Source organism: Erysipelothrix amsterdamensis (genome assembly GCF_940143175.1).
GTDB lineage: Bacteria > Bacillota_I > Bacilli_A > Erysipelotrichales > Erysipelotrichaceae > Erysipelothrix > Erysipelothrix amsterdamensis.
The window spans coordinates 1-22,450 of record NZ_OW659496.1 but is presented as its reverse complement, the minus strand read 5'-3'; the positions used below and the strand labels follow the sequence as shown (position 1 = coordinate 22,450).

19 protein-coding genes, 1 other RNA gene and 1 other annotated feature are annotated in these 22,450 nt (G+C 36.4%); of the genes, 4 read left to right on the top strand and 16 right to left on the bottom strand.

The window, feature by feature from the left end; genetic code table 11:
- The first annotated feature begins 40 nt into the window (after positions 1–40).
- Positions 41–1,252: an FtsW/RodA/SpoVE family cell cycle protein gene (locus NMG63_RS00100; protein ID WP_254007066.1), complete on the top strand. Its 1,212-nt coding sequence runs from the start codon at positions 41–43 to the stop codon at positions 1,250–1,252.
- Positions 1,253–1,292: 40 nt separating this feature from the next.
- On the opposite strand, the gene NMG63_RS00095 is transcribed toward NMG63_RS00100, so the two are convergent.
- Positions 1,293–2,075 carry an NAD kinase gene (locus tag NMG63_RS00095; protein WP_254007065.1) on the bottom strand — a complete coding sequence of 261 codons (783 nt, stop codon included), beginning with the start codon at positions 2,073–2,075 and terminating at the stop codon, positions 1,293–1,295.
- A gap of 42 nt (positions 2,076–2,117) precedes the next feature.
- Here NMG63_RS00095 and NMG63_RS00090 point away from each other — a divergent pair, with 42 nt between their 5' ends.
- The gene (locus NMG63_RS00090) at positions 2,118–2,663 is read left to right on the top strand and encodes a CYTH domain-containing protein (protein WP_254007064.1); all 546 of its coding nucleotides are present in this window, start codon (positions 2,118–2,120) and stop codon (positions 2,661–2,663) included.
- Here the strand turns inward: NMG63_RS00090 and NMG63_RS00085 are convergent.
- From NMG63_RS00085 to dnaX, 3 genes are read right to left on the bottom strand one after another with little or no spacing between them, the layout of a single operon-like run.
- Positions 2,626–3,504: a hypothetical protein gene (locus NMG63_RS00085; RefSeq protein ID WP_254007063.1), complete on the bottom strand. Its 879-nt coding sequence runs from the start codon at positions 3,502–3,504 to the stop codon at positions 2,626–2,628. The two genes, NMG63_RS00090 and NMG63_RS00085, sit on opposite strands and share 38 nt — an antisense overlap.
- Positions 3,505–3,513: 9 nt before the next feature.
- Positions 3,514–4,104, bottom strand: a complete 591-nt coding sequence (recR, locus tag NMG63_RS00080) for a recombination mediator RecR (protein ID WP_254007062.1) — start codon at positions 4,102–4,104, stop codon at positions 3,514–3,516.
- A gap of 10 nt (positions 4,105–4,114) precedes the next feature.
- Positions 4,115–5,914, bottom strand: coding sequence for a DNA polymerase III subunit gamma/tau (gene dnaX, locus NMG63_RS00075; protein ID WP_254007061.1), 1,800 nt, complete (start codon positions 5,912–5,914; stop codon positions 4,115–4,117).
- An 88-nt stretch (positions 5,915–6,002) separates the two neighbouring features.
- On the opposite strand from dnaX, the gene NMG63_RS00070 reads away from it, so the two are divergent.
- Complete coding sequence (locus NMG63_RS00070; RefSeq protein ID WP_003774146.1) at positions 6,003–6,626, top strand: sortase; 624 nt, start codon at positions 6,003–6,005, stop codon at positions 6,624–6,626.
- 25 nt (positions 6,627–6,651) lie between these two features.
- Here the strand turns inward: NMG63_RS00070 and tadA are convergent, their stop codons facing one another.
- A complete protein-coding gene (tadA, locus tag NMG63_RS00065; RefSeq protein WP_254007060.1) occupies positions 6,652–7,587 on the bottom strand; it encodes a tRNA adenosine(34) deaminase TadA in 936 nt (311 codons plus the stop codon).
- Positions 7,577–7,664, bottom strand: an RNA gene (gene ffs, locus NMG63_RS00060) — signal recognition particle sRNA small type. Before ffs ends, tadA begins: the two co-directional genes overlap by 11 nt.
- Before the next feature lie 98 nt (positions 7,665–7,762).
- Between ffs and NMG63_RS00055 the strand changes: the two genes are divergently transcribed.
- On the top strand, positions 7,763–8,566 hold the full coding sequence (locus NMG63_RS00055; protein ID WP_254007059.1) for an HAD family hydrolase: 804 nt from the start codon (positions 7,763–7,765) through the stop codon (positions 8,564–8,566).
- Here NMG63_RS00055 and serS read toward each other — a convergent pair.
- The 10 genes from serS to dnaA all read right to left on the bottom strand — a co-directional run bounded on the left by serS (position 8,556) and on the right by dnaA (position 22,450).
- The gene (gene serS / locus NMG63_RS00050; protein WP_254007058.1) at positions 8,556–9,842 is read right to left on the bottom strand and encodes a serine--tRNA ligase; all 1,287 of its coding nucleotides are present in this window, start codon (positions 9,840–9,842) and stop codon (positions 8,556–8,558) included. The two genes, NMG63_RS00055 and serS, sit on opposite strands and share 11 nt — an antisense overlap.
- A 34-nt stretch (positions 9,843–9,876) precedes the next feature.
- Positions 9,877–10,064: a binding site (T-box leader), on the bottom strand.
- Between the two features lie 75 nt (positions 10,065–10,139).
- Positions 10,140–12,647 carry a DNA gyrase subunit A gene (gene gyrA, locus NMG63_RS00045; RefSeq protein ID WP_254007057.1) on the bottom strand — a complete coding sequence of 836 codons (2,508 nt, stop codon included), beginning with the start codon at positions 12,645–12,647 and terminating at the stop codon, positions 10,140–10,142.
- A 9-nt stretch (positions 12,648–12,656) separates the two neighbouring features.
- On the bottom strand, positions 12,657–14,576 hold the full coding sequence (gene gyrB / locus NMG63_RS00040) for a DNA topoisomerase (ATP-hydrolyzing) subunit B (RefSeq protein WP_123170859.1): 1,920 nt from the start codon (positions 14,574–14,576) through the stop codon (positions 12,657–12,659).
- Entirely contained in the window at positions 14,576–15,661 is a 1,086-nt protein-coding gene (recF, locus tag NMG63_RS00035) for a DNA replication/repair protein RecF (RefSeq protein ID WP_254007056.1), read from the bottom strand. The genes gyrB and recF overlap by 1 nt, the downstream gene beginning before the upstream one ends.
- Positions 15,651–15,872, bottom strand: coding sequence for an RNA-binding S4 domain-containing protein (locus NMG63_RS00030; protein ID WP_125163877.1), 222 nt, complete (start codon positions 15,870–15,872; stop codon positions 15,651–15,653). The genes recF and NMG63_RS00030 overlap by 11 nt, the downstream gene beginning before the upstream one ends.
- Before the next feature lie 128 nt (positions 15,873–16,000).
- A complete protein-coding gene (locus tag NMG63_RS00025; protein ID WP_254007055.1) occupies positions 16,001–17,857 on the bottom strand; it encodes a PTS fructose transporter subunit IIABC in 1,857 nt (618 codons plus the stop codon).
- A gap of 1 nt (position 17,858) precedes the next feature.
- Positions 17,859–18,785 carry a 1-phosphofructokinase family hexose kinase gene (locus NMG63_RS00020; protein ID WP_254007054.1) on the bottom strand — a complete coding sequence of 309 codons (927 nt, stop codon included), beginning with the start codon at positions 18,783–18,785 and terminating at the stop codon, positions 17,859–17,861.
- 102 nt (positions 18,786–18,887) lie between these two features.
- Entirely contained in the window at positions 18,888–19,637 is a 750-nt protein-coding gene (locus tag NMG63_RS00015) for a DeoR/GlpR family DNA-binding transcription regulator (RefSeq protein WP_254007053.1), read from the bottom strand.
- Between the two features lie 5 nt (positions 19,638–19,642).
- Positions 19,643–20,761: a DNA polymerase III subunit beta gene (dnaN, locus tag NMG63_RS00010; RefSeq protein ID WP_254007052.1), complete on the bottom strand. Its 1,119-nt coding sequence runs from the start codon at positions 20,759–20,761 to the stop codon at positions 19,643–19,645.
- A 273-nt stretch (positions 20,762–21,034) separates the two neighbouring features.
- Entirely contained in the window at positions 21,035–22,450 is a 1,416-nt protein-coding gene (dnaA, locus tag NMG63_RS00005; RefSeq protein WP_254007051.1) for a chromosomal replication initiator protein DnaA, read from the bottom strand.

Genomic DNA, 22,450 nt, shown 5'->3' with positions numbered 1-22,450 from the left:
CTATTATACACTATTACATTCATTCGCAAAAGGAGGCACGATGAACAAATTTATAAATGAAAGCAAACGACACTTCACCCTTGATGTGACTTTAATTGTCTTGCTCTTTGCACTTTTTGGAATAAGCCTCGTTGCAATTCATCTTGCAGCACCACTTATGAACCAAGATGGCGGGGTCAATTTAGTCATTAAGCAGATTAGTTGGATTGTCGTTGGTCTTGGAGTCGTTGCTTTTCTCCTCAAAATCGGTGTCGACCGTATCTTCACTGCAGTGGACATTGCCTATTGGATTTTGATGGTATGTCTACTCGGTCTCGTCATAGCACGGGTACTCTCTTCACGCTTTGGGATTCATATACCCTTTGCCGCTGAAATAAACGGTACACATGCTTGGTATTCTATTCCTGGTATTGGTTCCTTCCAACCGAGTGAATTTATGAAAATCGTACTCGTAATCAAAACAGCCAATACAATTCATGACCATAACACTTTAAAAACAGAATATTCATTCAAAAGTGATTTTGAATTAATCTATAAAATGATTAAGTATGTTCTTCCACCTTTTATTCTTATATTTTTCCAACCCGATACGGGTGTACCAATCGTAATTCTTGTCAGTCTTGCTACAATGTTCTTCTTGTCCGGTGTTCGAAGAGAGTGGTTTATTGTTATTGTAGGGCTTGCTCTTGGACTTCTACTTGGTATCGTGTGGCTCTACTATAATAATCAAGAATTGCTAAATACCATTCTTGGTGGTGGAGCAACCCATTACCGTCTTACCCGCTTCTACGGTTGGCTGGATTATGAGAAATATCCACAGTCTTATGGATATCAACTCTTCCAAGCATTGCTTTCTCTTGGGACTGCTGGACTAACAGGACATCCCTTAGGATCTGTAATTGCACAATTCCCTGAACCCCAAACCGATTTTATTTTCGCAGTTATTTCGCAAAACTTTGGATTCCTGGGTGCTTCATTGGTCGTTATCTTATCGTTTGCTTTTGATATTAAACTTGTAGTTAATACATTAAGAAGTAATTTATCAAAAGAGCGGTATATGATGATGGGGATTATTGGTATGATTGTATTCCAAGATTTACAGAATATAGGTATGATTCTTGGTATTCTTCCAATTACAGGAATTACGCTCCCCTTTATATCGTATGGGGGATCATCATTAGTATCCTATATGATACCGATTGCTGTTGCACTGCATATGTATAGTGAAACCGTCAATCTACATAAACATTAAAAAAGAAGGTGTGACTTAATTGTCATACCTTCTTTTCATTCTAAAACAATGCATTTAACCGTTGAATGTGTGGAATATCATTGAAACGAGCAAAGCGCATTACTTTGGGATAACTCGATATTCTAATCTCATGAATGCCATCTAGATGTTCATGTAAGTGGTCATAACATAATAGAGCGTGATCAAACGAATCACTTTTTAAAATAATCTTTGAATCAGGTTGCATGATTAAGGGCGAATCCAAACTGCGTGCATAACGATGATGAATTCCCGATATTTCGGTAAGTTGTAATAAGTCCAATCCTGGAAAAATTACTGCACCTCCTATAGAACGATTATACGCCGTAGATCCATACTGACCTGAGATACAAACACCATTACCTCTAAAGGTTTCGAAATAGCAATCATCAATATAAATCTCTAAAGCTTGTGTTTTAACGATATTCTCAACACGTATTTCATTTAAAGCACAGACATGAATTTCTCGAGTATCATTGATACAGAGCGCTTCAAGAATACGTTTTTCTTCAATAACAGGCTCATTATGTACGACATCCTTAATGAATTGATCAACGCAATCTTTTGTATAGTCCGTAGAAAAACCAAGGGTTCCTGAATGAATTCCTACGAAAGCTACGTCATCAATTATATGGATCCAATCATGAAACGCTTTTAAGAGTGTTCCATCTCCTCCAACACATATAATGAGTTCGGGATTTTCAGAATCAAATACAAAATTATTTTCCACAAGCGCATCGCGTATCTTCATGCAAATACCTTGTGACGCAGCATCACCACGTTGAACAAGTGTGAAACGTTTCATAATCCACTTCCTTTTCCTTTGAACTTATTGTACCATAGATGTATGAAACAACATCTCGAAATTGAATATAAAACGCAACTTACACAGGATGAATTTAATCTTCTTTTAGATTCTTTCCCTTTTAATGATCCAAAGTATCAAGAGAATACTTATTATGATACGCCTCAAGGTTCATTATTTAAACAACATTCCATGTGTCGTATTCGCACAATTGGAAGTACTTACGAATTCACATTAAAGGTACCACAAGAAGAAGGTGTATTGGAATATGAGGTTACCTTAAATGAAAAGTCACTTATGGATGAACGAATCATTGATTTTTTGAACACAAAATCAATTGACGTGAATGAAATGGAAGTCATCGCATTTAGTAATACGGTTCGATATGAATATTCAGATACCTATGGTGTGTGGTGTTTAGACTATACCCGTTTCTTAAATGGTTCTGATTTCGAATTGGAATATGAACTCCATGAAAGCAATGAAAAAGCGTACCCACATTACCTTGATACGCTTAAATCCCTAGGAATTCAATATAAAGCCTCAAAACCTAAATATCTACGAGCCCTAAATTCATCCGCTGAATAAGATCTTCGTAGGGTTGTGAAACACTTTGATTCTTAATACATATTGAAATAGAGAACTTGAAATCATCGAGTTCTTTTTTTATTACCCAGGAAATACCCAACAACGGATATATCTGGTTTTTAAGTGAAGAACAAGGCAATAGAATGGATGCTTCTTTGTTTCCGTTATATGTATATCCAATAGAGCCTATTTTGTATATTTCTTCATTAGAAGGAATCATAGTTTCTTGTATCTGAGTCCATTCCGCGCGTATACTTGCGATTACATCTCTTAACCGTTGGTGATCGATATCTTCTTTGATGTTTTTCACACTTAATGCGTGTTTATGAACTTTAGTAAACCACTCATCAATGCCTATTTCCAGTCCTTTGTTCAGTAAATTTAACACAATACTGTGTTCCTCATCTTCAAGATAGGTAAACGATTCGAGACGCTTCGTAAGTTTAAAGTCTACTTCATGTAAATAGATGGGAGCCGCGAAGAACTTAATATCTTCGAGTTCAATACTTTGTATTTGTTTCGGTAATTTATTATCTTTGGTCCTGTTTAAAATAGCATCTTCAAACATATCATAAGCGGTATATCCGTTCATGGTTCCGTATTGATCCCTTGTTCGTCTAACGCTCATCGTACGGATGTTTTTTGCGCGTCCATAACCAATAATCCCTTTTTCTTTCGTTTGAGGATGGATATAACGTTTGTCTAAGAAAAAAAGTAAGTCACCAACATCAAACCGCTCGAATCCTTTAAGACTTAATCTCCAAAAATTCACAGTTTGATTTCCATTAATTCGATGATATTCAACCATCTTTTCATCGGAAATATACGCTATTGAGCTCATATGGACCTCCTATTTAACTTTATTTCGACCCTCAAAAGCTTTCATTAGTGTCATATCGTCTGCATAATCTAAATGCCCACCAATTGGCAAACCAAATGCTAAACGTGAAACATCCGTCTTGTCCTCTAGTTTTTTTGCGAGATAGAGCGATGTCATTTCTCCCTCAACCGTCGCATTAAGAGCCAAAATAACTTCAGTAACATTCTCATCGACACGATTAATGAGAGATAATATATTTAAATTGTCAGGAAGAATTCCTTTCTGAGTAGAGATTAATCCACCCAATACATGATAGACGCCATGATATTCATTCATTTTTTCGATTGAGAACGCTTCTTTTGCGGTAGCAACTACACAGATGATGGAACGATCACGCGTGTTATCCTTACATATCTGACAAACCTCCTCGTCCGAAAGATTGTGGCAAACCTTACACGATTGAATTTCGTGACGTGCGATTGTTAGATCCTGTGAGAATTTATCAACATCTTGGGCTTGTTGATCCAAGATACTCAATGCATAGCGCTCAGCCGTCTTTTGACCGACCCCAGGAAGCATCGTAAACGACTCAATTAATTGTTCTAGTTTTTTAGGATACATCTATTCACACCTACGATTCTATTATTTCAACAATGCCTCCAAAAAGTTCTTTTACCTTTTCGAGACTTTCATCTTTTTCTTCATGTTCATCAACTTGCGATGTATTGTTAAAGACTTTTGGTTGCACAGGCTCCGGTAAGTTGTTTTCTTTTGAAAGCACCAGGAATTTAGAAACTGCTTCAGAATACATTTCTTGTGTAATGGCTAAGATTTGTTTTTCACCACCAAAGAGAACTTTAGAGAAACTGTGTAATTCAGTTTGATTTCTTAATTCAGCAACTTCTCTCACTGCAGCCTCATTTACGAGTGCAATAACAGCAAAGAAATGACTGCTTAATACCAATTTACCACCGCTTATTAATCGGCTTGCACGTGCCCACTTTAAATCTACTTTAAAGCGATCTATTTCTTGATACGATGCATCATCTTGTATGCGAATGGCTTTATCAGCCGTTACCATATAACGAACAACATCGTCGACTGTTAAAAAGGATTCAGATTGTTCATTTGGCACTTCACTCAATACCTCTGATTCAATAACAATTTCTTCTTCTATGACGTCTAGATCATTTTCTGTTTCGAAGGAAACACCGTCTTCAACAGCGGGTTTATTGATTGCTTCAATTTGAGTTGACGTTTTTGGTTTCTGCGGCTTAATGTTGTTTTCTGCTCGATAAATCTGTTCTGCAGTCATTGTCGGTTCAATTTGTTGATTTAAATTCACTTTATGATTGCTGAATGAGTTAAAGACATCGACCATCGCAACTTCAAAATAAGTTGCTTGATTCTGAGAAAATTTCATTTTGTCAGTATAACTTAATAATTTTTCAATTACTTTCAAACGTTCATGAACTTCTAGAGTCTCTGCGAGATAGTGAATAAACATTAAACTATTCTCATTCACAAGCGTATCTGATTTCGTATGCGAGTAGATAATCGAATCTTTCAATCCACTAACTAAATCCATCATTAAACGATCTATATTAACGCTTTTTTCGTTCATCATCGCAATTTGACTAACAAGTGCTTCCATTTGTTGTTCGCGAATGCTGTTAAATAAGTTGATCTTATCTTCGTCTGTAATAATGCCATTGGTATCATAAATTTGAGTTACCGTAATTTGATCATCAGCGAGTACAATCGCTTGTTCTAGGATTGTTAAGGCATTTCTAAGACCACCACCTGATAAACTTGCAATAAGCTTTGAAACACCTTGTTCCGCCACTACATTTTCATTATTGAGAACATAATCCAATCGCTTCGCGATATCTGCTTCACCAATACGATTAAAATCATAACGCTGACAACGTGAAATGATCGTTGGTAATACTTTATGTATTTCAGTAGTAGCTAAGATAAAGACAACATGACTTGGTGGCTCTTCTAATGTTTTAAGAAGTGCATTAAAAGCACCTTGTGAGAGCATATGAACCTCATCAATGATATAGACTTTATATTTCCCAAGGATCGGAGTATATTTCACTTTTTCGATAAGACCCCGAATCTCTTCTACACCGTTATTACTTGCAGCATCGATTTCGATGAGGTCTGGATGTGTTCCATCAGCTACAGCCATACAATTATCACAGGTTCCGCAGATTACCTGGTCTGGATTCTCACAATTCACTGCACGTGCAAATAATTTCGCAATGGAAGTTTTTCCGGTTCCACGTGGACCACAAAAAAGATATGCATGTGATATCTTATTTTTGGTAATCGAATTTTTTAATACATTAACGACATGTTCTTGCCCCACAACTTCGTCAAGATGTGCAGGTCTATACTTACGATATAACGATTGATACGACATATTATCACCTTTATCTCATTATATCATGGAGGGCCTTATATTGATATTCTGATTTACAATCTATATAATGTATTTAAGGTGGATAATTATGGAAAACAATACTAAGAAAAAGAAAAAATTTAATTTGTTTGGTTTTTTAGGAATTATGATGATCCTCGCAGGATTGGGAATAATCATTTATGATGTCGGTTCTTCTTATCTTGAACGTGAAGCGCTCAAACGAGAATTACAAGATTTTCTTAATGCTCCCCTACCTCAAGATGATTCTGATGGTCCTTCAAAACAAGAAACAGACAAGTGGGGATCTATTGAGATTGAGAAACTTGATATCAACCATTTGATTGTTAAATCTGACGACTGGGGTTATCTCAACCGTTATGTTGTTGCCTGGAATCGGTCAATAGACCCTCCAGGAGAAGGAAACTTCTCGATAGCAGGACATAATGGTCGTTGCGCAAGCTGTGTCTTCCGTGATTTCGAGAAGATAGAAAAAGGCGACACGATTAAATTGCACCGTAAAGAAGATAACACTACTTATATTTATAAGGTTTACGATAACTTTGAAGTTCCTTATACTGATACTTCAGTACTTAATGACGATGAATCTCGCGGCGCTACACTTACACTTGTAACATGTACCGAAGCGAATGATTACAGCGTTAACCGTACAATCATTAAAGCAGAACTTGAAAGTTCGGAACCAACACGTTAACCAAAGAGAAAATAAAAACATCGAATCAAATGTGATTCGATGTTTTTATTTGTTTAATCATTTTTATATGGGAAATACCCGCTTCCTTGAATATTTCCCCAGTTTCTTCAAAACCTTGTCGTTTATAAATGTTTATTGCACTTAGTTGTGCATTGAGCTCAATAACATGAATTCCATTGTTCTCAGCTTGTATAATTGCATAACGAACCATCTTGGAAGCAACTTTCATATTCCTAAAAGGTTTTGACACAGCCAATCTTCCGATTTTCATGGTTCCATTAGTTGTTAATAGCCTCATAGTGCCTATCACTTGTTCTTGTTTAATTGCAACAATATGGACAACTTGACTATTTTCCAATGTATCCAGATCGTCGTACTCTTCTTTTGGATCAATGTTTTGTTCATCAACGAATACTTCTTTACGAACTTTTAGATAACTTTCAAAAGTAGTTTTATCTGCTTTTTTAATTTTTATTTGTTTATTGCGTTGTTGTTTGAAAAAGTCCTGCATTAACCGCTTTGTTTTTTCTTCTTCAATACCTGCAATTACTTTCGGATAGTGGTTGTAACCCTCTATTTGAGTAAAATCAATAACCGATCCTAAGCAACCACTTTTGGGTTCTTTTGAGCCGTATACAACGGTACTCACTCTTGATTGCATAATCGCACCCGTACACATCGCGCACGGTTCGAGTGTCACATACAAGGTACACCCTTCCAAGTTCCATGATCCAAGCGTTTTCCCTGCTTGATCCATCGCAATGATTTCCGCATGTCCTGAGGGTTGATGTTGCGTTTCCCGAACATTATGTCCTCGTCCTACGATTTGATTGTTATAGACAACAACAGCGCCTACCGGTACTTCTTCTAGACTATATGCAAGAAGTGCCTCTTGGTATGCATCATCCATATATTTGTGATGTTCGATCGATAACGCCCCCTTATATACAAAAAGAGCCACAACACACATAAGAGCTAATGTAAGGCTGCTGCATTCCTGCCCTGACCTGGTTAACTAGATTATGTTGTTGTAGCATAGTTATTATATCAAAACTGTCTTAAAATGCAACCTCTTAAACGACTATTTTAAATGTTCCACGTGAAACATTATGGTATAATTTTGATGGAGGTTACTTATGATTAAATTAATAGCTACTGATATGGATCACACGCTTTTAGATGATGATTCAAATCTTCCCTACAATTTTGAAGAAGTACTAAAAACGCTTAAGGACAATAACATCCATATGGTCTTAGCTAGTGGGCGTACTCTTTTTAGCATCAAGAAAAAGGCCAATAATTTCATTAATGATTTATCGTTTGTATCTGATAATGGGGCCATTGTCGAGCATAATGGCGAAATACTTTATAAGTCTGTATTCTCTAAAATAGATGTGGAGACAGTAACAACTGTTTTTAGAACATGTACAGAAACTTCGATTATTGCATCGGGTATTGACTGTGCCTACGTTGAGCTTGGTGATCCGATACACGAACAGTATCTTGAGGAGTATTATCCTGGTTTCGTTATTGTCGAGGACCTTTCAGCTCTAGATAAAGATTTCGTTAAGATAACTGCTTGCAGTCTACATCACACGGTTTCCAATTATAACGAGATTGTTAGAGAGTCTCTAGATGGCCATTTCAATGCAGTCACAGCTGGTGCAGTATGGATTGATGTGATGCATTCAAACGTTAATAAAGGCGTTGGAATCAAGCATTTGTTAGAAGCGCTTAATATCGACGCTGCGGACATTATAACATTCGGTGACTATCACAATGATATTCAAATGTTAGAACTGGCAGGAAGCTCTTATGCAGTCGCTAACGCGCATGCGGATGTGAAGCGTGTTGCCACTGAAGTTATCGAATCAAATAATGACAATGCAGTTATGAACCAAATTCAAAAATCAATAAAAAAAATAGAGCCTATTGATTAGGCTCTATTTTTTTCTTGAATCCCATGTAGGGTTGAAGTGCATCTGGAATCAATACGCTTCCATCTGCTTGAAGGTTGTTTTCTAAAAATGCGATGAGCATTCTTGGTGGTGCTACTACAGTATTATTTAATGTATGTGCATAAACACGTCCTTCTGGCGTATCGATGCGTATTTTTAATCTTCGTGCTTGAGCATCTGTTAAGTTTGAACAACTTCCGACTTCAAAATATTTCTTCTGTCTTGGACTCCATGCTTCAACATCAACACTCTTATTCTTTAAGTCCGCAAGATCTCCGGAACAACATTCGAGCACTCGGACAGGAATATCTAGAGTTCTAAAGAAATCTACTGAATTGTGGTAAAGTTCTTCGAATAATGCTGCACTGTCATCTGGGTGACACACTACAACCATCTCTTGTTTCTCAAATTGATGGATACGGTATACCCCGCGTTCCTCAATTCCGTGAGCCCCTACTTCTTTGCGGAAGCATGGTGAATAACTTGTAAGCTTATGAGGTAGCGTTTCTCCATCAATAATTGTATCAATATACTTACCAATCATGGAGTGTTCACTTGTACCAATTAGATATAAGTCTTCCCCTTCGATTTTATACATCATGTTTTCCATCTCTTCAAAACTCATTACGCCACTTACAACGTCACGATGAATCATAAATGGAGGGATAACATAATCATAACCACGATCAATCATAAAATCACGAGCATATGAAGTAACAGCGGAATGTAATCGTGCAATATCTTTTTGCAGGTAATAAAATCCTGCTCCAGCAACTTTTCGTGCTGCATCAAGATCAATACCACCAAACGACTCCATAATGTCTGTATGATAAGGAACATCAAATCCTTTATCGACGATATCCCCTACTGTATAACGTTCAACGTTTTCACTGTCATCTTTACCAATCGGTACATCGTCCGCGATGATATTTGGAATTTCCATCATTAAAGCTTTGATTTTATCAAACAATGGTTCTTCACGTTCTTCGATATCCTTTAGTTCAAGAGCGAAAGCCTGAACTTGTTCTTTCACGGCGTTTGCTTCATCTATTTTTTTCTGACCCATAAGTTGACCAATTTGTTTGCTTAAAGCATTACGCTGGCCTCTTAATTCGTCGGCGCGAGTTTTAATTCCGCGATATTCAATATCTAGAGCAATGATTTCGTCTACCATATCCGCTTTATGTTCTTGGAACTTCTTCTTAAGATTTTCCTTGATAAGCTCAGGATTGGTTCTAAATAGATTAATATCTAACATATTTTTCTCCTTTTGAAAATAAAAAAAACACCTCTTAAGGGACGTGTAAACGTGGTGCCACCCTTTTTCATATGTTCCACGTGGAACATACCTTTAACAGATAACGGTTGTCTTCCGAAATGAATCTCTCCAGGGTGGAACTATAAAGTTTTATAATGATTTTCACCAAGCATCATCTCTCTTAAATAAAACAATTATATTAATCCCTCTCAACGAGTTAAGTAAATTATAGCCATTATCATATTTTAAGTCAAATAGAATCGAAAGAAAAAGCAAGGAGTTTCCTCCTTGCTTATGTTACTCTACAATTTCTATTTCTTTTTCGTTAACAGGCTCTACTTGATCTGTTGTTTGTTCTTCTTCTGGTTCTTCAACTGTAGGCTGAAGAATCGCAACTTGTGACACAGAATCTGATTCACCAACATTAATCAGTCGAACACCGATTGTTGATCGACCGTAGATTCCAATGTTACTGATTTCGGTTCGAATAACAGTTCCTTCGTTAGAGATGATTAATGCTTCCTCATCGCCATTAACTGCACGGAGGGAAACAAGATTTCCATTCTTCTCAGTGATGTTTACTGTTTTAACACCCTTGGCACCACGTTTGGTGCGTCGGTATTCAGAGATATCAGTACGCTTGCCGTAACCTTTTTCTGTTACAGCCAGGATATATTGACCTTCGCGATCAGTAGCAATTCCCACTACTTCACCTTCATCAACATTAAATCCAATAACACCCGATGCGGTACGTCCCATAGAACGCACTTCATTTTCGTCAAATCGAACAGCTTTACCGTTGCTTCCTCCGATAATGATTTCGTTATCACCGTTTGTCATACGAACACCAACGAGCTCGTCATCTTCACGGAGTGTAATCGCAATTTTACCGTTTTGACGTATTGATTCAAATTCTTGAACTTCGACACGCTTCACGATACCTTGTTTTGTAACGAAGAATGCATATTTTGATTCGTCATCTTTCGCAACCTTTACAAGCGTTTTTACTGTTTCACCTTCTGTAAGGTTTAGTAAGTTAACAACTGGGATTCCTTTTGATGTACGGCTTGAAGACGGTACATTAAATCCACGAATACGGTAAACTTTTCCGAGGTTTGTGAAGAGTAATAGGTAGTCATGTGTTGACATCGCTATAAATTGATCAACGGTGTCTTCATCATATGTGCTAATACCACGAACACCTTTACCACCACGGTTTTGTGTATTGAATGAATCGACAGTTGTACGTTTGATATATCCGTTCATCGTCATCGTAACGACAATATCTTCAACCGGAATTAAGTCTTCATCCAACATATCAATATCAGCTTCCACAATTTCAGAACGACGGTTATCACCAAATTTTGTTTTAATTTCAGTTAATTCGTCTTTAATAATTGTAAGTAAACGATCATGATTAGCTAAGATATCTTTTAAATCAACAATTAGGATTGTTAGTTCATTGAATTCACTCTCAACTTTATCACGCTGTAATCCCGTCAAACGACGTAATTGCATATCTAATACGGCTTTAGATTGGATTTCTGTTAGATCAAACGCTTCATTGAGTCGAGTAATCGCTTCTGGATCATCTTTAGATGAACGTATAATTGAAATAACTTCGTCAATATGATCAAGTGCAATCATAAGTCCTTGTAGGATATGTGCTCGATCTTCTGCTTTTTTTAATTCAAACTGTGTTCTACGTGTAACAATTTCAATTTGATGATCACGGTAGTGACTTAATACTTGTAATAGATTTAATAACTCTGGTCGTCCATTAACCAGTGCTAACATATTCACCCCAAAGGATGACTGAAGTGCTGTAAGACGATACAGTTGATTTAATACAACCTCCGCTTGGACTTCTCTACGTAATTCTACAACAATACGAATTCCTTCACGGTTCGACTCGTCTCTTAAATCAGTGATGCCATCAATTTCTTTATCACGAACAAGTGTTGCGATTTTTTCTACTAAAGTTGCTTTATTAACTTGATATGGAATTTCTGAAATAATAATTCGTGGTTTACCATTCTTCATTTCTTCGATATCCACTTTTGCCCGCATAACTACAGAACCACGTCCTGTTTCAAATGCAGATTTGATTCCACTACGTCCAAGTAAAAGTGCCCCTGTTGGAAAATCAGGGCCAAAAATATAATCTTCCATAAGTTCTTTGATTGTTATATCTGGGTTGTCAATTAGTGCAATCGTTGCATCAATTACTTCTCCTAGATTATGAGGAGGAATATTCGTTGCCATACCAACTGCAATCCCAGTACCACCATTAACAAGAACGTTTGGGAAACGTGATGGAAGTACCGCTGGTTCACGTTCTTCACCATCATAGTTATCAATAAAATCTACAGTATTTTTGTTGATGTCACGAATCAATTCCATTGATATTTTAGACATGCGCGCTTCTGTATAACGCATCGCAGCAGCACCATCTCCATCGATTGACCCAAAGTTACCGTGACCGTCAATCAACATATATCGATATGAAAACTCTTGTGCCATACGTACCATTGAATCATAAACAGCAGTATCACCATGAGGGTGATACTTACCAATTACTTCACCAACAATACGAGCAGATTTTTTATATGGTTTATCACTTGTCATACCAAGATCATTCATCGCGTATAAAATACGACGGTGAACAGGTTTCAATCCATCACGCACATCAGGCAACGCACGTGAAACAATTACTGACATGGCATAGGAGACGAATGATTTTTTCATTTCTTCAGAAATATTACGTTGTTTTATTTTGTCATAACTCTGTGTATTATCTTCCATTATGTCCTCCTATATATCCAAATCAGCATATTCAGCATTCGCCTGAATAAATTCACGACGAGGCGCTACTTCATCACCCATTAAGGTTTCAAAAATAACATCTGCTTCCATTGCATCATCAATTGTAACTTGTATTAATGTACGTGTTTCTGGATCCATGGTCGTATCCCATAACTGTTCAGGATTCATCTCACCAAGACCTTTGTATCGTTGAACATTAAATCGGTCTCCAAATTCAACCTTCAATTCATCCAACTCTTCTTCCTCGTAGGCATAAGCAATTTTGTTTCCCCGGGAAATTTTATAAAGTGGCGGTTGAGCTATATAAACGAATCCGTTCTCAATGAGCGGTCTTAAGAATCGGTAGAAGAATGTTAGCAATAACGTTCTAATGTGAGCTCCATCGACATCGGCATCGGTCATGATAATAATTTTATGGTAACGTAATTTTTCGATATCCATTTCATCAGATACTCCTGTACCAAATGCAGTAATCATCATACGAATTTCATTGTTATCAAAAATTTTATGTAAACGTGCTTTTTCAACGTTAATAACTTTTCCTCGAAGAGGTAAAATCGCTTGGAATTTACTATCACGTCCCTGCTTAGCACTCCCACCAGCAGAATCCCCCTCGACGATATAGATTTCGCACTCGGATGGATTACGATTTGAGCAGTCCGCAAGTTTTCCAGGTAAAGAGGAAACTTCAAGTGCTCCTTTACGACGTGTTAACTCACGCGCCTTTCGAGCAGCAACACGCGCTTTTGAAGCGATTGCAGCCTTATCAACGATGATTTTAGCGTCATCAGGATGTTCCATTAGGAAACGTTCTAATTGTTCACCAAAGACACTTGAAACAATTTTACGAACCTCACTGTTACCGAGTTTTGTCTTTGTTTGTCCCTCATATTGAGGATCTGGATGTTTTACAGAAATAATCGCGGTGAGTCCTTCACGCACATCATCCCCTAAAAATCCGTCATCATCCTTTTTAAGTAAATTGTGCTCTTTAGCATAATTATTAATAACACGTGTTAACGCTAGTTTAAATCCATCTTCATGCGTACCACCTTCATGTGTATTAATGTTGTTACAGAATGAATAAATGTTTGGCGTAAAACCATCATTATATTGCATTGATACTTCAACAAGTATTCCTTCTTCCTCACCCTCACAATATACGATTTCTTCATGTATTGGAGATTTATTCGCATTCATATACTGTACATATTCACGAAGTCCATCTTCGTAAACAAATTCAAGATGTCTTGTTTCTTCAGGTTCTCGTTCGTCTTGGAAAACAAGTTTAATCCCCTTGTTTAAAAATGCAATCTGACGTAAACGATCTCTTAACACATCGTGTGAGAACTCTGTAGTTTCAGTAAAAATTGTAGGATCTGCTTTGAATCGAACGGTTGTCCCTTTTTTATCAGTTTTACCAACTTCTTTTAGTGGGACCGCTACTTTTCCACCTTCTTCGAAACGAAGGTAGTATTCAATACCATCCAAATAAATTTTAACTTCTAACCATTCAGACAAGGCATTAACAACAGAAGCCCCAACACCATGAAGCCCCCCTGATACTTTATATGCGCCTCCACCGAATTTACCTCCGGCATGAAGTACAGTAAAAATCGTCTCAGCTGTTGAAACACCGGTCTTCGCATGAATTCCAACAGGAATCCCACGACCATTATCTGATACAGAAATAACATTATCTTTATCCACATTCACAATAATTTCTGTTGCAAACCCAGCTAAAGCTTCATCGATACCATTATCTACAATTTCCCAAACCAAATGATGTAAACCACGAGATGCGGTAGTACCAATATACATCCCAGGTCGTTTACGTACCGCTTCCAATCCTTCAAGAACTTGAATATCGGAAGACGTATATGAATGATCTACTTTTGTATTTGACATTAAATAACCTCCTCTACATTACCACTAACAACTTTAAAGACTGATTTATCACGCTTCGATTTCACATAGTCTAAATCTGTAGTAGTAATAAATACTTGCATTTCTTCGTGTAACACGTTTAGAACACGTTCACGTCTTACATTATCCAATTCAGAAAACAAATCATCTAAACATAGAATTGGATATGTTTTACGACTTTGGAAAATTAATTCCACAATCGCAAGTTTAAAAGCAATTATAAGCATTCGCTTTTGTCCCTGTGACGATACGTTCACAACAGGGATATCATTTATCATAAAAATAAAATCATCACGGTGGATTCCATTTTGCGTGACTTTGAAATCACAATCACGTTGAAATGAATCCTGCATTTTCGACAATAATTGCGCCTTCAAATCTCCTTCGAGATTGATTGGTGCCTTATAATGTAAAACGATATGATCTTTGGAATCACTGAGAAGATGATAATAGTGATTAATGATTGGATTGAGCGCATGTACAAACTTAGCTCTCATTTCAATAATCAAAATAGACGCATCTACTAATTTTTCCGTTAAAATCTCTAGAAAATCTTGATCTACATTTTTATTTTTCAAATATGCATTACGCTCTGATAGTAACTTATTCGACAAACTTAATTGATTGAGATAACGCTTTGACATTTTCCCCAATTCAAAGTCAATTTCTCTTCGTCTTTTTCTCGGACTGTTAGAATAGAAATTAATATCTTCTGGATTAAACAGTACAACGTTACAACGACCGATAAACTCGGTCATTTTTTTTAAAGGTTGTTGATTAACTTGAAGATATTTTCCAGCACTACTCAGTACTACTTTAAGATTTTGAGTATTATTCTGATCCTCAATATCGGCAATAACACTTAAAAATTCCTTGCCGTATTGAATGAGATATTCATCCGAACTAACACGAAAGGATCGCCCTGAAGAAAGATAGACAAGCGACTCGATAATATTCGTCTTCCCTTGACCATTATCCCCTACAAAAACATTAATGTTTTTATTAAATGATAGATTGAGATTCGAGATATTTCGAAATTGCTTTAATTCAAGATTTTTAACCTTCATGTTCTGTTGTGATTTCGTGTTTATTACCGTTAATTACAACAACATCTCCAGGATACAACTTTCTACCGCGTCGGTTCTCTTCTTCACCGTTTACTTGAATTGAAAACGTATGAATCAGGTGTTTCGCTTCACCACCTGAATTAACATAATCCGCCACTTTTAGAAATTGTCCTAAAGTGATATATTGAGTCTCTTTTTTCATAGCACCCATCCTTTTTATTACCATCTTATTATACTATAAAATCGAATTAAAATCATCTTTTTACGGCTCATAAAACGCACAAAAAACCACATTCTTTAAACGAAATGTGGTTTCATGATAATTGTGTTAAAAAAGAACTAAATACGCTTTAAAATACCCATTAAAAGCCCACTAACAACAGAACCAATAATGATAAATAAAATATACAAGAGTGGTTGACTCACAAGTAGAATAACGAAGAGTCCACCATGCGGTGCATTAACCGTGATATTGAACGCTAATGATAAGGCTCCAGTTAGTGCGGAACCAACGATGAAACTTGGAATAACACGAAGCGGATCACTTGATGCGAAAGGAATAGCACCCTCAGTAATGAAAGAAGCTCCTAAAATCAAGTTTGTCATACCTGCTTGTCGCTCTTCAGCTTTAAATTTATGTTTGAATAATAATGTGGCAACAAAGACAGCAAGAGGAGGAACCATTCCTGCAGCCATGACAGCTGCCATAACCGCACTCCCTTGACCTGCCGCTGTAGCAGCTAAGGTACCAGTTCCAAACACATAAGCCGCTTTATTAATTGGACCACCAAGGTCTACAGCCATCATACCGCCTAAAAGTGCCCCTAACAATACTGCATTTGTGCCTGACAAGCCATTTAAGAAGGCATTCATTGCCTCATTAACAGATTTCATAGGTATATTTATTAAAACCATCAATAAACCTGTCACAAGGACTCCTAGTACCGGATACAAGAGGATGGTTTTAATACCGTCTAAACTTTGTGGAAGACTTGTTAGAAGTTTCTTAATAGTATTCATAGCATAACCTGCTAAGAATCCACCAATTAAAGCTCCTAAGAACCCAGCTCCACCTGTTGATGCAATGCCACCAGCAACAAATCCGACAACAAGACCTGGACGGTCTGCAATACTATAAGCAATATAACCTGCTAGAACTGGCAACATAAACCCAAATGCTTGGCCACCAATATCTTTTAATATGGCTGGAAATGCATTATAAGAACCAAGTTGTCCTAATTCTGCAGTAGGTACACCCATTAATTGGTCAAGCATAAATGCAATCGCAATCAAAATACCTCCACCAACAACAAAGGGTAGCATATGTGATACGCCGTTTAAGAGGTGCTTATAAAGATTACTTCCTTCAGTCTCTTCACCAGAAGGTTCTGTAGACGATGCCTTATAAACATCTGATTCATTTAGTGCTTTATCGATTAGAGAATCCGCATGACTGATTGCCGATGCAACCGGAACTTTAATCAGTTTTTTACCATCAAAACGATTCATCTCAACATTTATATCAGCAGCAACAATAACCGCATCCGCTTTTTTAATATCATCTTGTGTTAAACGATTCCCGACACCAGATGAGCCATTTGTTTCAACTTTAATTGCGATTCCTTTGTTTTTAGCAGTCTCTTGAAGTTTTTCAGCTGCCATATAGGTGTGTGCAATACCTGTTGCACATGCAGTAACTGCAACGACAAATGATTCACTCTCCACAACTTCCGGTTTAGTTTCCTGATCAAAATCAAATGCTTCAACAAGTTCATCATAAGTTGATGCAGTACGTATTGATCCTTGAACCTCCGACTTCATCAACAAGCCGGATAAGCTTGATAAGATTTCTAAATGATCATCACCAGAATTTTCAGGTGTTGCAATCATAAAGAACAGATGTGCTGGTTTTCCATCCATGGAGTCAAAATCAATACCTTTATCACTTCGTCCAAATACAACAACGGATTCCGACACGACAGAACTTCGACCATGAGGAATTGCAATTCCATCGCCAACACCTGTCGTACTTATTGCTTCACGTTCTTTAAGTGTTTCAATAAAAGACATTTCATCTGATACAATTCCCTCTTGGCTCAGTTTTCTGGCCATTTCAATAAGAACTTCATCTTTAGATGATGCATTTAAATCAAAAATTACAAGATTTGGTTTTAAAACTTGAGTGATATTTTTCATATTATAGATCGATCCTTTCGATAATTATTTTATCTTTTAATTTTTCTATTGTTTCGGAAGACGCAAGATGATCGGAGAATGCAGTGGCACTTCCTGCAGCACAAGCTAATCGATACGTTTCAAGTAGCGAATAGTCATTTACATAACCATATATAAATGCGGCAACCATCGAATCTCCAGCACCTACAGAATCTATCAAGACCCCTTCAGGTGCATAAGCGCGATAACATCCTTTATCAGTAATTAACACGGATCCTTGTGACCCAAGTGAGACAATAATATTACGTGCCCCCCTTTCAATTAATTTTTTTGACTCACTTAATAATTGTTCAATGGATAAATTCTCATTTTGTAATCCGAGAATTGCACAAATTTCATCCTGATTTGGTTTTATTAAGAGTGGATGATAAGAAATCATGTCAATGAGTTTATCTGAACTAACATCGACTGCAAAAGGAATATTTTGTTTATCCAATGCCTCACAAACTGAGACATACCAGTCGTAAGACATTCCCGATGCAACACTACCAGTTAGGACCACAAAGTCTTCAGAAGTAAGTGTAGTCATAAATGTAGATAACGCTTCAATTGAAGAAGCATCGATGGGATGACCACTCCCATTTATTTCCGTCTCTCCCTTATAATCAAGTTTAATATTGATGCGTGTTGGGTGTTTAGAATCTCTAAAACCATCAACAAGCAGAGGATATTTTTTTAATTCTTCACGAATATGGTTTCCTGTAAATCCCCCAAGAAATCCAACACATGTGGAAGATTGTCCAAGATTATTGAGTACAACTCCAACATTAATACCTTTTCCACCAATACGTATCTGTTCTTCTTCAGAACGGTTCGTTATCCCCAAGGATAATGTTTTGGGTGACATTAGGTAATCAATTGAGGGGTTAAGTGTAACGATATAAATCATAATTATTTCCTCCTAAAAATAGAATAACACATTATGTAAGTGGTTTCAAACATTATTTATCATAAAATATCATTTTTATTCAATACATAGAAAAAGGTGAACTTATCGCTCACCTTGTACTTTAATATCATAATTTTTATAAGATTTTCCTGGGTCTTGATCAGTGATAAGAATTCCATCATTTGATGATGCGAAACGCACACTCGATTTCTTATTAAATTTAGAACTATCCCCAATAAAATATACCTGTGATGATTGAGCAATAATTGTAGATTTCGTTACTGCTTCCATTTCATCAGGTGTGGAAAATCCGAAATCCACATCCAATGCATTGAATCCAATGAATGCTTGGTCAAAATTCATCTGTTTTAAATACTGAGTACTTAATCCCCCTACTGCAGCACGTGTTGTAGGCTTCACAAAACCACCAATTACATAACACTCGATACCATACTGAACTAAGGCGTCAACATGATGTAAACCGTGCGTATAGACCGTAACATGTTTATCTTTTAGATAGGGAATCATCCGTGAAACAGATGTCCCAGCATCAAGATATACAACAGCATTCGTTTTAACCAATGATGCAGCTGACTTTGCTATTTGGTCTTTAATATCTGAATTAACGTCATTTCGTGTATGCAATTCGATATCATTAGAGTAATCTCGAATTGTGATGGAAGTAGCACCACCATGAACTTTATGAACTAACCCTTTTTCATCCAATTCATTGATATCTCGACGAACGGTTATTTCGGAAACATCCACAAGTTGTGCAAGCTCTTCAACTTTTGCAAATTGATGCAAATCAATATAGTGGATAAGTTGTAAATGTCTTTGATTCTTTAACATACTATTTAATCGAATGTTCTTACAGGTAAAACGAGTTGAACAATCGAATCATCTTCTGGGTTTTTAAGAATAAATGCTTGCATTTCTCCCACAAATAAAATCTTAACGATATCCGTTTTAAATGATTTCAGAGCTTCGATCATATAACGTCCACTGAAGGAAATTTTTAAGTTACCACCAATGTAATCAATTGGTTTTAAAATTTCTTCTGAACTACCAATTTCTTGAGATTTAGAACTAATTAAGACACCTTCATTTGATGCTTCTAATTTTACAGTCCAATAACCATCACTCTTTAGGAAGGATGAACGATCAATTGCACTAATCATATCGTGACTGTTAACTGTTAATTCAAATCCATACTCCGCTGGAATTAGTCGATTAACATCCGGGAACAATCCGTCAATAAGACGTGATTGTATTAGAGTTGAGTCCACATAGAATTGAACGAGTTTATCTGAAACTGCAATATGAACGTCTTTGTTATCACTAATTGTTTTTGAGACTTCATAAAGATTCACCGCAGGAATGCAAATATTGAAATCCATCGGTGTTGGAAGATCGATTGATTTTTTAGCTAATCGATAACTATCCGTTGCAACACAGTTCATGGTATTTCCATCTGCTTTGAAATTAACACCTGTGAATATTGGACGATCCTCACTTGTGGAACAAACAAATGCAGTTTGTTGAATCACTTCGGAAAGTTTAAAACCAGGCATCTTAAATTCTTTAGTTGGTTTTGTAAAATCAATTGTTGGATAAAGTTCTGCTTTACTACCATTGATGTTGTATTCGGCTTTATTTCCACTAATACGTGTTAACGCTCCATCAATAATTTCAAAATCTATAAAATCACTATCAAGCTTACGAACTGCTTCTAGAATATAACGCGATTCTAAAACTACTTCACCTTCTTCATAGACGTTCAATTTATTTTCGTCATTCGCATAAAGAACTTCTTTAATGGAAATATTAGAATCACTTGCAATTAATGTTAAAGCATCATCTCTTAACTCGAACTTAATTCCAGACAGAATTGGTAATGGTGAATGTGTAGATGCTGCACGTCCTACAGAGGACAATGCTTTATAAAATGATTGTTTCTTTATATTGAACTTCATATAACCCTCCAAATGATAAACACTATTGTCTTAATTATATCATATTATGAACTTTTTATTGTATTCTTTTTCGTAAAAATAAACCTATTTCCTAAAGAACTTTTAATTAAAATGTTCTACAAGGCGATAAGTTTATTAGTATTAAATAATTAATTAGTATTACTAGGGCCTGTGGATAAGTGTATAACTTGCAGTAAACACTGTAAACAAGCGGTTATTTCGTGTTAAATTGCTGTTGCTAAATTGTGGATAATTGTGGATAACTGTTGATAACTATTTAATTTTAGCTTCAAGTTCATAAACAGCACGTGCAAGCATCTGATCTGTTTTTAGTTTCTTTTCAATCTTATCGCAAGCACTGATAATTGTAGAGTGATCGCGTTTTCCAAAATCCTCTCCGATTTTGTTATATGGCAAGTCAAGATGTTTACGACATAAGTAAATTGCAATATGACGTGCATTTGCGATTGCCTTAGTACGTGCTTTGGAAACAAGTTGTGCTTGCGTTAATCCATAATAATCCGCAACGATTCGTTTAATGGTCTTTGTATCGAGCTCATTTGTTTTAATGGGCTCTCCATTTGTTTTAAATGCATTCATCGCAATGTTGATGTCGATGTGATCATTTTGGGAAAACTCAATGGAGAAGAAAAGCAATCTGTTAAGAGCTCCTTCAAGCATACGTACATCTTTAGAGAAATTTGATGCGATATAGCTTAGAACATCTTCATCAAATAATCCGGGATCAACACTTTTGTGTTTAATTTTTAATTCAAGAATTGCAAGTGATGTTTCAAATTCAGGAGAATCTACCCCGACAGAGAGACCTGAAGAAAAACGGCTAATCAAGCGGTCTTCAAGACCTTTAATTTCAGTGGGGAGTCGATCACTGGTAATAACAATTTGTTTTTTATTATAAATAAGTTCATTGAAGATATGGAAAAATATCTCATGGGATTTTTCTTTACCAGCAAGAAATTGAATATCATCGATTAGTAAAACATCAAGGTTATACATTTGCTCTTTGAAGTCTTCTATTGTTCGATTTTGTATTGAATTCGCAACTTGTCGAACGAAATCAGAACTTGATGTATAGAGGACACGAGCATCCGGATTCAGTTTTTTGATGTAATTACCAATGGCATTTAAGAGATGGGTTTTCCCCAGACCTGAATTACCGTATATAAAGAGTGGTGTGTAAAACTGCCCTGGTCGATATGCACACCCTAAAGCCGCTGAATGACTTTCTTTGTTACTTGGACCAACAACGAAGTTATCAAATGTTTGATTTGGGGCAATACCATCATTACGAATAACAACAGGAATCTGAGGTTGAACAGGAACTTGAACCGCAATATTTTTTTTAAACTCATTTTCGAGCAGAACCTCACAAACCATTGAGGTTTTATCTAAAATTTGATTAATAACATCGTTTAAAAACGGAATTTCTTCCGAGAGAATAACTTTTTGGAGATAGGTAGGAACCACAATTACAGCTCGTGACTCATCCAATGCTGCAAGGTTTGTATCTTCGATGTAAGTATTATAGATCGGTTCATCGAAATGATTGCTTTCCTTGATTGCAAGCTTTACTTTTCCCCAAACATCTTCTAAATAAAATTTCATAGTTGTCATATTCAAATACCCCTTTGCAAGTTCTATAATATCAAATTTAAAATACAATTCCAT

Bases quoted from the DNA above. Each gene is read 5' to 3' on its own strand.
- gyrA (WP_254007057.1), bottom strand. From the start codon at position 12,647: ATGGAAGATAATACACAGAGTTATGACAAAATAAAACAACGTAATATT.
- gyrB (WP_123170859.1), bottom strand. From the start codon at position 14,576: ATGTCAAATACAAAAGTAGATCATTCATATACGTCTTCCGATATTCAA.
- NMG63_RS00085 (WP_254007063.1), bottom strand. From the start codon at position 3,504: ATGAGCTCAATAGCGTATATTTCCGATGAAAAGATGGTTGAATATCAT.
- NMG63_RS00030 (WP_125163877.1), bottom strand. From the start codon at position 15,872: ATGGGTGCTATGAAAAAAGAGACTCAATATATCACTTTAGGACAATTT.
- recF (WP_254007056.1), bottom strand. From the start codon at position 15,661: ATGAAGGTTAAAAATCTTGAATTAAAGCAATTTCGAAATATCTCGAAT.
- NMG63_RS00020 (WP_254007054.1), bottom strand. From the start codon at position 18,785: ATGATTTATATCGTTACACTTAACCCCTCAATTGATTACCTAATGTCA.
- serS (WP_254007058.1), bottom strand. From the start codon at position 9,842: ATGTTAGATATTAATCTATTTAGAACCAATCCTGAGCTTATCAAGGAA.
- dnaA (WP_254007051.1), bottom strand. From the start codon at position 22,450: ATGGAATTGTATTTTAAATTTGATATTATAGAACTTGCAAAGGGGTAT.
- NMG63_RS00025 (WP_254007055.1), bottom strand. From the start codon at position 17,857: ATGAAAAATATCACTCAAGTTTTAAAACCAAATCTTGTAATTTTTGAT.
- NMG63_RS00015 (WP_254007053.1), bottom strand. From the start codon at position 19,637: ATGTTAAAGAATCAAAGACATTTACAACTTATCCACTATATTGATTTG.
- NMG63_RS00090 (WP_254007064.1), top strand. From the start codon at position 2,118: ATGAAACAACATCTCGAAATTGAATATAAAACGCAACTTACACAGGAT.
- dnaN (WP_254007052.1), bottom strand. From the start codon at position 20,761: ATGAAGTTCAATATAAAGAAACAATCATTTTATAAAGCATTGTCCTCT.
- NMG63_RS00055 (WP_254007059.1), top strand. From the start codon at position 7,763: ATGATTAAATTAATAGCTACTGATATGGATCACACGCTTTTAGATGAT.
- NMG63_RS00100 (WP_254007066.1), top strand. From the start codon at position 41: ATGAACAAATTTATAAATGAAAGCAAACGACACTTCACCCTTGATGTG.
- recR (WP_254007062.1), bottom strand. From the start codon at position 4,104: ATGTATCCTAAAAAACTAGAACAATTAATTGAGTCGTTTACGATGCTT.
- dnaX (WP_254007061.1), bottom strand. From the start codon at position 5,914: ATGTCGTATCAATCGTTATATCGTAAGTATAGACCTGCACATCTTGAC.
- NMG63_RS00095 (WP_254007065.1), bottom strand. From the start codon at position 2,075: ATGAAACGTTTCACACTTGTTCAACGTGGTGATGCTGCGTCACAAGGT.
- NMG63_RS00070 (WP_003774146.1), top strand. From the start codon at position 6,003: ATGGAAAACAATACTAAGAAAAAGAAAAAATTTAATTTGTTTGGTTTT.